General features: G+C 39.7%; 7 protein-coding genes. 6 read left to right on the top strand and 1 reads right to left on the bottom strand.

Annotated features, from left to right (window positions below; genetic code table 11):
- Positions 1 to 214: 214 nt before the first annotated feature.
- Entirely contained in the window at positions 215 to 598 is a 384-nt protein-coding gene (locus QUB80_RS12950) for a hypothetical protein (protein WP_289789921.1), read from the top strand.
- 120 nt (positions 599 to 718) lie between these two features.
- Here the strand turns inward: QUB80_RS12950 and QUB80_RS12945 are convergent, their stop codons facing one another.
- Positions 719 to 2,332: an ArnT family glycosyltransferase gene (locus QUB80_RS12945; RefSeq protein WP_289789920.1), complete on the bottom strand. Its 1,614-nt coding sequence runs from the start codon at positions 2,330 to 2,332 to the stop codon at positions 719 to 721.
- A gap of 307 nt (positions 2,333 to 2,639) precedes the next feature.
- Between QUB80_RS12945 and QUB80_RS12940 the strand changes: the two genes are divergently transcribed.
- From QUB80_RS12940 to QUB80_RS12920, 5 genes are all read left to right on the top strand, one after another.
- A complete protein-coding gene (locus tag QUB80_RS12940) occupies positions 2,640 to 4,187 on the top strand; it encodes a hypothetical protein (protein ID WP_289789919.1) in 1,548 nt (515 codons plus the stop codon).
- Between the two features lie 1,327 nt (positions 4,188 to 5,514).
- The gene (locus tag QUB80_RS12935) at positions 5,515 to 6,759 is read left to right on the top strand and encodes a glycosyltransferase family 4 protein (protein WP_289789918.1); all 1,245 of its coding nucleotides are present in this window, start codon (positions 5,515 to 5,517) and stop codon (positions 6,757 to 6,759) included.
- Between the two features lie 198 nt (positions 6,760 to 6,957).
- Positions 6,958 to 8,115, top strand: coding sequence for a glycosyltransferase family 4 protein (locus QUB80_RS12930; protein ID WP_289789917.1), 1,158 nt, complete (start codon positions 6,958 to 6,960; stop codon positions 8,113 to 8,115).
- A 42-nt stretch (positions 8,116 to 8,157) separates the two neighbouring features.
- Positions 8,158 to 10,344 (top strand): GumC family protein, encoded by a 2,187-nt coding sequence (locus QUB80_RS12925; protein ID WP_289789916.1) that lies wholly within the window; start codon positions 8,158 to 8,160, stop codon positions 10,342 to 10,344.
- A 3-nt stretch (positions 10,345 to 10,347) separates the two neighbouring features.
- Positions 10,348 to 11,778, top strand: coding sequence for an O-antigen ligase family protein (locus tag QUB80_RS12920; RefSeq protein WP_289789915.1), 1,431 nt, complete (start codon positions 10,348 to 10,350; stop codon positions 11,776 to 11,778).
- Positions 11,779 to 11,903: the final 125 nt, after the last annotated feature.

The raw sequence follows: 11,903 nt of genomic DNA, 5'->3' as shown, positions 1-11,903 counted from the left end.
ATCGATGGTCAATGCTCTATAACAGGATTAGCACACACTACAAATACTGATTTATCGTCATGAGTCTGTTTATACTAATATAAAAATAATAGCATCATCTTAAGTGTGTAATTCCTGGCTAAATTTCACCCATGCTAGGAAATTTACACGTGGGTTAAACAGAGAAAATATAGCTTTTTATAGAGCAAGTAAGTGTACTAAGTAAACAAAGTAGATGAATACACACACTTTTGACCACCATTATGTAACTTGCCCGATTTGCCAAAAGCATTCTACAACCAAATCTGTTCAATCATACATAGGATTGTTTACCTGTCCGTATTGTCAGGAAAGACTAGTAGTTTGTAAGAGTGGTCATTACGTTCGCGATCCCTTTAATTTTAAACAAATCGCGATTTCATCAGCACTGCGTCGTCAAAGCCGCCCCTTAGCTAGAATTATACGAGATTTTGTTATTCCCAAACACCCCATAGTCGCTCTTATTGTGGGTAGCGCCGTTGTATTTGGTATGATTGCCATAAACCAGCAAAGCACAAACAATGACTTGCTGCCACTACCAATCGAAGAAATCACAGAACAAGGAAAAAAATCCCAGTGAGTGCATCTCCTGGGATCTATATCCTCTTCCACAGTTTTCAGTGTCAGTATATCAAAAAATATACAAAGTGACTAGTTATTTATGATTAGGGGATAGGAGTTAGTAGGGGTGGCTCACAATCTATATTGTATCCTTAGTTACAAGCTTCCATCCCTCTGCTTGGTCGATTAACCTCACAGAATCAAGATGAAGAGTATTAAAAGCAGCTTCATCCAATAAGAAGTAAGATGTTTGATTGTATTGCCAATATTCTTCTAGTTGTGTAATAGAAGCAGAGATAATTGTGCGATCGCTATAAAAATTTAGTGATGGACGCTGTTCAGGATTAGAGGTGTAAATTTTTGTGCCTGAAGGAACTTGCTGTTGAATCATAGCAGCAACAGGTTTGACTGGATAGCGTTCTCCTAATTCCCAAACCCAGTAGTTAGATTTCATCAACAACAACAGAGAAATATAACTCCCCCACAATAGAACCTTCAAAAACTGCCTGTCACCTCGCTGTGTCAAAATAGCTGCTAAAGCCATTGTGATCGCAACAGTAGCAAAAACGAGTTGTAAATCCGGAGTTGGCGAGCCTCCCCAACCGTAATAGATGCTACCACCAGTTGCCACCACCGCCAAAATTCCCAAACTTACTACCCATGCACGGGGATATGATGATAGTAAAGGCGTATTTTCAATTTCTCCTAACTTAGCTCCGATTGCCAAAGCGAGACTAGGATAAATTGGGAACACATACCAAGGAAGTTTAGTTCCCATTAAAGAAATAGCAACTAGATATACTCCCATCCATACCAGTACGAGCTTTGCCCAGCTGAGATTACGATTTTCCCAGAATAATCGCCAGCTTGAGGGCAAAAATAGCAACCAGGGCCATGTATATTTCAAAATTTCTAATATATAGTACCAAGGTGGCCCCGAATGTTTTTCCACAGATGTCCAAATCCGGCTAAGTGATTGATTGAGCATCCCGACATTAGTAAAAGTTTGACCGTATTCCCACCATTGGAAACCATACCAAAAAGCAACCGGAATAATGCCAATCAGCATTCCGATCCACATATAACCGCTAGTCAGCAGTCGTGGTGTATCCCAAACCAAAAATGCAACTGCTATAGCACCCAGTAATATGCCCAACATCCCTTTAGTCAGGCAAATCAACCCAAAACCGATACCTACACCCAGGCAATAACGTAAGTCACGACGCGATCGTAACAAACACAACATCATCAGTATAAAAAAACATACCGCAGCCCCATCCAACATCGCTAAACGCCCGTGACGAACTACTGGCAACATTGTCAGATAAACCAAAGCGCTATAAACTGCACAAAAACGTCTGCGAAAAATTTCACGACCAATGCAGTACAGTAAAGGCACAGAAATAGCTGTTAATATTGCTCCAGGCAAGCGTGTTGTCCACTCATGCACACCCCAAACAGAGTAAGCCCAAGCAATCAGCAAGTGAAGCAACGGTGGCTTATTATGATAAGGCTCTCCTCCCAATGTCGGGTAAAGCCAACGCATAGAACCCAATGGAGCACGCCAAATTTCGCGGGCAACCTGCGCCACAGTACCTTCATCCCAATCTCGCAGTGGCAATTGATCAAGATTTATGGTAAAAATTAATACTGCGGCTACAAGCAGTACCATTATCCATGTCCAATCAATCCATTTGTCAAGCGCCCGATACTGTTTTTCGAGACTGCCCCAAGTAAAGCTTCCTTCTTGCATAGTTCAGGATAATTATTTTGCTTGCTGGTTCGATTACAAACAGACGCCTACGAGCCTCTATTGTTGCTATCAATGTAAAATCATTGCCCTGTGTTAGTTTCAGTCTATCTTTAATCTAGTTTTGTTTACAAAATTTTCTAATGCCGTTTTAATTTGCACACTTATTCAATTTTTGCTAATTAATCATAATATTTTTTGACATAGTTATCGACATATATTTTAAATTTATTTAACAAGCTTTGATTGAATAAACTGATATGAATATTATCAATTACCACTTATTTGCACGTAATTGTCGAGACAAGGAATGAATTTACCTTTTACTGTAGACGTAGCTATTGGTTTAATTTTTATCTATTTAATTTTAAGCTTATTAGCCTCAGAAATCCAGGAACTGATTGCTACTGTTTTTCAATGGCGTGCCGAACACCTAAAAAAATCAATTGAAATCCTTTTAGCTGGGAATGTAAAAAATGCAGAAGAAGCTAAAGTCATTCAACTAGCTAACCAAATTTATGCTAATCCTTTAATTAAAAATATTAATCAAGAAGCAAAAGGATTATTTGCAACTCTACCTCGCAAGATTACTTGGGCAATTGCTTCTATGTATCGTTATTTAAGAAAACCTAGACCAGGGATGAGTCAGAGTGAAAGTATTTTTGGCAAAGACAAACATAGTGGTCCCTCTTATATTCCTGCTGATATTTTTGCTACTACTCTTATCGAAACATTACAAATACCTTTTTTAGTAGAAAAGCTCACTGAATCTAGGTTAGAACGGTTTAAAAATGAAAGGCTATCCGAAATTAAAAATATTATCTTGGTCTTACAAGAACAAGTGAATACTGATGAAGATTTGACATATTTTTTTAATAATATTTGTCATGGATTTGCAGACCTTCAAGAAGAATGGGACAAATATATTCAGAATTTTAAGCAAAAAAAAGCTAGTTTGAATACAAGTCTAAATTGCATGGCAGAAAGCTTTGATAGATATTTAGAGACTTTTCAGATGCAGATGCCTGATTGTGAATTATGTGTCAAAACTTTACGAAGACTAAAATTTTTAAGAAAAGATATTTTTAATGATCTTGAGCAAGCCATATCTTTAGGAGGATTACGACCTAATATTAATGAAGTTATAGAAACAGTAAGAAGAAGTAGTGCTATTTATCAAGAGATTGAAGCATCAATTAAAGATAAAGACAGCGAAACGTTTAAAGGTATTCAACAAGTCATTCAAACATTACCACCATCCGTGATAGATAACCTTGAGGTTTTGGCAAAACGTGCTCAAGTAAGAGTAAAAAAAACAGAAGAAGGAATAAATGCATTACGTATAGAAATTGAAAATACATTTAATAGCTCTATGGAGCGAGCCTCTGGTGTCTATAAACGCAATGCTAAAGGAGTTGCAATTTTAATTGGTTTGACTATTGCTACTGCTGCTAATGCTGATGCATTTCATATGGTAAACAGACTATCAAAAGACTCGGCTTTGCGAGATACGATTACTAATAGCGCTGGAGAAATCGTTGTCAGAAATAATAATCAAATTATTAATTTAGATGCATTAAAAAGTGATGCTGATCGAGTTTTAACCGATATTGCCCTACCTATTGGTTGGACTGATGTCAATTTAAATCAGCAAATTCACTGGAAACGTGATTTAAAACAAGCATTCCCAATCATTAAAATCATAACTTTAATTCCCGGCTGGGTAGTTAGTGGTATTGCTATTGCTATGGGTGCGCCCTTTTGGTTCGATTTACTTAGTAAAGTTGTGAATGTACGTAATGCAGGCATACGCCCTGCTTCTGATAGCCGTTATTCAGTTAATCATGAAGAAAATTAAGGCAGTAATTAGTAGCAGTGGGTTTACTTTAGATATTCTACCCTCGTTACCAGGTTGAGCCTGGTAACGAAAACCAGAGCCAGAATGCTCTCTCATACCATTTTGGATACTTCGATAAGTTCAGTACAAGTTTTGGATAATGAAGTTGGAAATTTCCTTCTATGTTGGGTTTTCATGAATCCATCTGCCCTTAATCATTTTTTAAATTGGCATCAGTTACAGGGTAACTTCAAGGGAGAGTAGCTTTTCGTGCAGGATATAGTGAGTTAGTGCGGTGATCAGATAGCACTGCCTCTTCTACTTCGTATTTCTTGAAAGTTTGTAATCAAAAATACCATTTACATTTGTAATCAAGAAAAAATCTGCTCAATTCCTAATTATTACGAATTTAGGACTAGATAGTTCTTAATGTTGCAAAATTAAATCTCTGTGTGTTGATTTCTCTTAAATACTTTTAATATTTACTCTAAGTCAGAAGATGACCAAAAAGAATATTTATAGGTTATTTTGAGCGATGAGAAGAGTTCAGAGTAGTTTTTAGTCTGTTTAACTTTGATTATCTACATATCTTATGTGTATCTTATTTGTATATAAAATTGCAGCTACTTTTAATAGTTTGACATAGTAAAATTTATGAAAATTTCATAAACTATAAAATATAAAAGTATAAATTATTACTCTTTTGTAGCTATTTTTAGTAATGCAGGATACTGCGTACCATGATTTCAAGAACTTACACATAAAAAATATAAAGTTTTGGTAAAGTTTAGCTAGAAGTAAGTGAAATTTAATTTTCTAGATACTAGGATTTGTGAAGATGTGATTAAGTTTTCAATGTAAAAATAATAAAAATTCTGTTTACATATTTTTTAAAGTAGAAAGCTTGCTCAGTGTTGGTACTAGAGCTATCTACTTCTATGACTATTCATGGGTAGTTTTAATGATTTTGAACACTAGCTATGAATATCAACATTACATACTGAATACCACTATAGGAGGAATTCAGTAAATACTTAATTTCTTTAGATTGATAGAAACATAATAAAAATTTCATAAGTAAAATACAGGAGTCTAAATGATTGCATCTGCGTGGGATATAAGTTTAAGGTAGAAAGAAACTTGATTTTGTTGCTCACAAGAAATTAACTCACAAGCCATAAGCTAGTTGCACAGATAGCTGTATACGTTTTCTGAGGGCTTCCCACCAAGTCTTTAGATTCCTAAGTATAAATACTATAAAACTAAAAATAAATAGCAAAGATTACTTGAATTTTTTTGGAATAGAAACAACATCATAATTGCACAGTTATTGTGTCAGGTGCATATCATGCGTAAACCTGTTCTGACAATCTTTTACCAATTCAATCCTTGGAACACTACTATTGGAGGTATTCAAACATTAATCAAAAATTTTGTTAAGTACGCTCCTAGTAATTTTGAAGTACGGCTTGTAGGAACAACATCCGGCTTTGCCCCTGTTGCGCCCACCGGAGGTGATCGCAACCAAGTAATAGGTAAATGGCAAGAAGCAGAATTGGCAGGACGGACAATAAATTTTCTACCTTTATTTGCGTTAGAAAACGATAATATCAGGCATTTTGTACCTACTACCTTGAAATATACAACAGCTCTTTTAGGGCGTTGCTTTGCTTCAGATTTCATGCATTTTCATAGGTTAGAACCAACTTTAGCTGCTTTGAAGTGGCGTGGGGAGAAAACTCTATTTGTTCACAATGATATTCGGACACAGATGCAGGCTGGAGGTGATAAGAAGGCAATACTGTGGCGAAGATTTCCCGCCGCCTATTTTGCCTTAGAAAAATTTTTACTTGAACAATTCAACCAAATCCTCTCATGCAACACTGAAGCAATAGAACTATACCAACAACGCTATCCAAAAATAGCAGAACGTGTAGCTTACATCAAAAATTCATTTGACGACAAGATTTTCTACCCATTGAGTAGGGAGGAAAAAGAAGCTTCTAGATGGGAATTAGCATCTAGGTTGGGTTTGGCAAAGAACACACGTTTTGTGCTGTTCGCAGGCAGACTGCACCCACAGAAAGATCCCATTTTGTTGGTACGCGCGTTTGCAGCATTGAATCTTGCCAACGTTCATTTACTATTGGCGGGTGATGGGGAGTTAGCAACAGAATTACGCGCGGAAATCTATCGCTTAGGATTATCCACTCAAGCAACCATGCTTGGGGCGGTTGCCCAAACAGAAATAGCACAGTTGCATCGCATCAGTCATGTCTTTGTTCTCAGCAGTGCATATGAAGGTTTACCTTTAGTGGCGCTTGAAGCCCTTGCTAGTGGAACACCAGTAGTCACAACTAGATGCGGTGAAACACCAAAAATCCTTACCACTAATACTGGAGTTGTTTGTGAACAACACACACCAGAGTGCATAGCAGATGGTTTACGCAAAGTATTGTTGCATCCAGAGAATTATCCAACTGAATTTTGTGTACGGGCTGCGCAACCCTATGCCGCCAGTAATGTTGTCAATGAAGTTTACAACCAAATGTGGCAACGCTGGGAACAGCGAAACCAATTAGCTCTTGTATAAGTATGCTATTTAGTGACTAAGACAACAGATAGCCCCAACAACAAACTATCAAAACCAATGTAGGTGTTTCAGTTCCAATGAGTTCATAAAACTTGGTAAGTAGCTCGACAAAAATAAATATAAAATGGCACCTCTAGAAAGTAGGCGGAAAAAGTCTTTTACTTACAAGTTTGTACATTTAGCACAAGTGTAACTGACATGAAGATTGCTGTAATTGGTGCAAAAGGATTACCTCCTAAACAGGGTGGGATCGAACATTACTGTGCAGAATTGTATCCGCGTATAGTAGCACAAGGTCATACTGTGGATTTATTCGCTCGCTCTTCCTATACTCAGGGTTCCTGGCTTCACCAGTGTGACTTTCAAGGAGTGCGAGTCATTTCTTTACCCAGTGTGCAACTCAGAGGAGCAGACGCTTTAATTACCTCAGCTCTTGGTGCGATCGCATCTGCTGGCAATAAATACGATATCATTCATTTCCATGCTCTGGGCCCATCTCTATTTACTGGTTTAGCTAAATTTACCACTCCTGCCAAGGTGGTAGTTACCTGTCAGGGTTTAGATTGGCAACGTGCCAAGTGGGGCAGTTTTTCTACTCGCTTAATTCATACCGGGGAAAAAGCAGCAGTACGTTTTGCTCATAGCATCATTGTTGTCTCGGATGCTCTGAAATTCTACTTTCTGCAAACCTACGGTAGAGATACAGTTTACATCCCTAATGCTCCAGCGAGCTACGGTAAATCAGATCCAAATTTTACCTACGGAACTCAGCTCGGCTTGGAGCAGGGACGCTATCTGCTATTCTTGGGTAGACTGGTACCGGAAAAACGTCCTGATTTGCTTATCGAAGCCTTTAGTAATTTGAAACCAAAGGGATGGAAACTAGTTCTAGCTGGAGGCATCAGTGATACAAAATCTTTCACCACCAAGCTCCTAGAAAAGATAGCAAACGATCACAATATCGTCTTTGCAGGCGAACTCAGAGGTATTCGTCTTTGGGAAATTGTTCGGGGTGCAGGGTTGTTTGTACTGCCTTCGGATTTGGAAGGATTACCTCTGGCAATGTTAGAGGCAATGCAAGAGAGTATACCAGTCGTAGCAAGCGACATTCCTCCCCATGAACAATTAATTGGTAGAGAACGAGGAATGCTTTTTGAAACTGGAAACCTTAACTCTTGTATTCATTCTCTAGATTGGGCAATTCACCATCCCACAAAAATGACGGCAATGGCTAAGAATGCACAAAGATACGTGCAACTTAACTACAGTTGGGATCGCATTACTTCTGAAACCTTGAAACTATATACAAATCTTTTGAACTCCACTGAGCTAGTAGACATCCCACAACTAACATAGTTGCTCTATCAGCTACTATCTTTACCTTTTAGGGTATATGTAATGGAAAAAGACTTTTCATCTTTACTCTTGGTATTTAAGCGGCGTGCTTTCCCTGCCTTGGCTACGTTCGCTGCCGTGATTGGTGGAGCGATCGCCTATCTGCAAGTGGCTCCCCATCGTTATCAAACTTCAGCCCGACTCATGCTTGACGACAAAAGGGTGAGTGTTTCTGACTTAGGACGCGATCTTACCCAGATGCCAACGAATATACCAGGTGGGCCTAGCCCGTTAGCCGATCAAGCAGAATTAATTAAGTCTCAACGTGTTCTGCGTAGAGCGATCTCCAGAGTAGTTCCTCAGTTAAACAGTAATTCGCTTTCAACTCCACTTACGCCTGAGAAAGTTCGTCAAGGCTTGAAAGTGAAAATTGTTCCAGCTACCAATATTTTAGAGGTGAGCTATCAAGACAAAGATCCTGCACTTGCTACCAAGCTAGTTAATGCCGTTTCTCAGGCAATGGTTGAGGATAATACGCAAATCATTCGCCAAGAAGCTGCCAACGTGCGGAAGTTTTTACAACAACAGGTGCCAGAAGCCAGACAACGCTTGGAGAAAGCTGAACTGATTGAAAATAAATACAGACAAGACAGTGGTATTGTTTCCTTTGATGAACAAACCAAGAGTTTAGTAAATAGCCTCGCCACCTTGGAAGAACAAGAAGGTACCCTCAGCGCTCAACTCCAAGAATTGCGCTCAAAAGAGGCTTCGCTGCGACAAGTCACAGACGCCAAAGCCCTCAATCAAGCCTACGCATCTGTACGTGGCGGACAAAACGAAGAACTTAAGATGTTGCGTGCTAAGTTGGCAGAGTTGGAGACAAAAGTAATTGAGACTGGCTTGTACTTTACAGACAACCACCCCACTGCCATTAAACTCGTACAACAAAGAGACGGATTACGTGCTCTATATCAAAAGGAACTAGCGCGCGTATCACCTCAAAATCAAGCCATCCCTGAAACTGCTGTAGCTAGTGATCGCATCAGTCAAGATCTGACTTCCCAACTGCTGGTAAATGATGTTGAGCGCCTGGCAGTTGAAAATAAGCTCAAAGTTGTGCAAGCAAATCGTGCCAATCTGCAAACTCGCTTGGCACAATTACCAATTAGACAGCAAAAGCTGACGCCACTAATCCGACAACGGGAAGAAAGTGCAGCATCTTTGAAATTGCTGCAAAGCAAACTGGAAGAAGCACGGATTGCAGAAGCCCAGCTAGTAGGGAACATTCAAATTATCGAAGCCGCTCAAATTCCACTGCAACCCACCTCGCCCCATAAAAAAGTTGTGCTGGCGATCGCTGCTGTGTTCGGAGCTGCTTTAGCCACAGGAGTTGTCCTGCTACTAGAGCTAATGGATAACACTTTAAAGGATGCTTCCGAAGCAGAAGAACTGCTGAATCTGCCATTGCTAGGAGTGTTGCCGCATTTGCCTGCCAAAACTCTTATGCTTGAACCATCTGAGCGATTCTTGGATAATAGTGCCTTGATTGAGCCTTACCGGATGCTCTTCAAAAATTTGGAGTTTCGCAGTACTGAGCCGTTGCGACAGATTGTGGTTAGCAGCACCATATCGGGAGAGGGTAAATCTGTAGTTGCTTCACACCTAGCTGCTGTTTGTGCAATGTTGTCTCGGCGCACACTCCTGATTGATGCAGATTTGCGTCGTCCTGTGCAACATACACTATTTAACTTAGCTCCCCAGCCAGGGATTACCGATTTGATTTATGGAGAGAGAACCTTACAGCAAACAGTGCAGCCAACTAGGATTGAGAATTTATCTGTGTTGACTTGCGGTGAATTGCACGGACGCCCTTTGCAGTTACTAGAATCAGATGCGATGAAGTCTCTGTTGGCAGAAGCAGCTCAACAATATGACTGCGTTATTTTAGATACTCCTCCTCTGAGTGCTTGTGCTGATGCACATACATTGAGTCGGCAAAGTGATGGAGTTCTGCTCGTAGCACGTCCTGGTTTTACAATTAAGGAGATTTTACAAAGGGCTGTATCAGAATTAACACACAACCAAATACCAATTATGGGAGTAGTTGTGAATGGAATCACAAATCACACCGAACAATATTACCGCTATCCCGTAAATGGTTACCAACCGCGATCGCCGAGTCCTTTCAGACGTTTAGCCAATCTGGGAGGTGCTAATAGAAATTCTCATAACGGTTCAAGGTTTAGATAAAGTATGTTGTCCGATCAAACCTCAAGTCATTCCTCTCGTCTGGCACTCTTGGTTGGGTTGGCAGGTGTAGGAGTTGGTATAGTTGCAGGATTTCTTGCAGGAGCTAAACCGCTATTACTGGTATTGGCTCTCATTGCGGTGCCGACACTTATCTTTTTCTTTGCCAGATTTGAGCAAGCTGTACTGTGTTTATTGATTTTGCGTAGTTCTCTTGATGTTTTCTCTGCTCAACAAATACCGGCTGCATTTGGCATCGGCTTCATTTTCTTAACTTTGCTGTATGTAACGGTAAGGTTACTAATAGGCAAAAGTGTACATACTGATGGCTTTTGGTGGTTCTTTGCTGGCTGGGTGATGTTACAAGGCTTATGGGTAATACTCTTACCTGTAGGAGGTTTGGGATTAGATGCTTCGTTTTTGCCAGAAGCTATCCGCGAGTGGGTACGTCTATTTTCTTGGGCTATGGTTTACTTATTGGTAATGCAACTTAAAGATAGACTCCCTCCCGAAAAAGTTATTTCTAGCTTGTTCCTAGCTTTAGTCATACCAATTGCAGTAGCATTAATGCAGATGTTTCTACCTTCCCTCCTACCTCCCTTCTTAGCAGCTGGTGATGGTCGAATCAAAGGGACTATTGGTCATCCCAATGCCTTTGTCAGCTTTTTATTGCTATTTATCGGTTTAACGTGGTGGAAACTAAATCAATCTAGGCAACGCTTACCCTGGCTTTGTTTGTTAGGCTTGCTGGTACTCTGCTATGCAAGCACTAAATCCCTATTTGGCTTAATGATGCTTTCTGTTTTTGTGCTTGTTTTGATTGCACCGAGATTAAGCCCAATCACCCTCATCGGTGGGATGCTACTGATTGCCTTAGTTATGGGACTATTTGTCAGTTCAGAGTATGGACAACATCGCATCTCCTCAATTGCTAACACACCGCTACTTAATCCAGACATGGATATATCACGGGCAATTCTGCTGTCACAAGGAGACATGAATAGCTTCAACTGGCGGCTTGCTCAATGGAATTTAATCCTGAACCGTTGGCAGCACCACCCAATTTTAGGTTACGGTTTGGGGTTGAGTATTCCAGTGGCTGGCAATGGAGCTTATCCCCATAATGATTACCTCAGAGCATTGATAGAAGGAGGGATTATGGGTTTAGTAAGTTTTGTAATCTTTTTGATTGCCCAGGGTGTGCGTCTTGTTCAGTTAATCTATTCAGCACCTCGTGGAAGTGCAAAGCGCAACCTGTGTTTCATTATGTTAGCTATTTTTTTCTCTATGCCAGTAGCAATGGTTACTGAAAACATCTGGAGTCAAACCCCTACCTTTTTCTACTGGTGGTCTGTATTTGCTGTAGCTGGGTGGAATTGGAACGAAACTCAGACTTTGGAACACTCAGTATCTACTAGTAAATTTTTCAGGAGATAGTACGAGTATTACTTACTTACAAAGTAGCTGATTTTGCTCAAGCATTAAAAATCTTTGAGTCATTACTCTCATATCACATGAAATTAAATCTTCTGAAAATATCATTAATGGAGTTCATTCTAGAT

It is taken from the genome of Chlorogloeopsis sp. ULAP01, from assembly GCF_030381805.1.
Taxonomy (GTDB): domain Bacteria; phylum Cyanobacteriota; class Cyanobacteriia; order Cyanobacteriales; family Nostocaceae; genus Chlorogloeopsis.
This window is presented reverse-complemented; position numbering and strand designations above follow the sequence as displayed.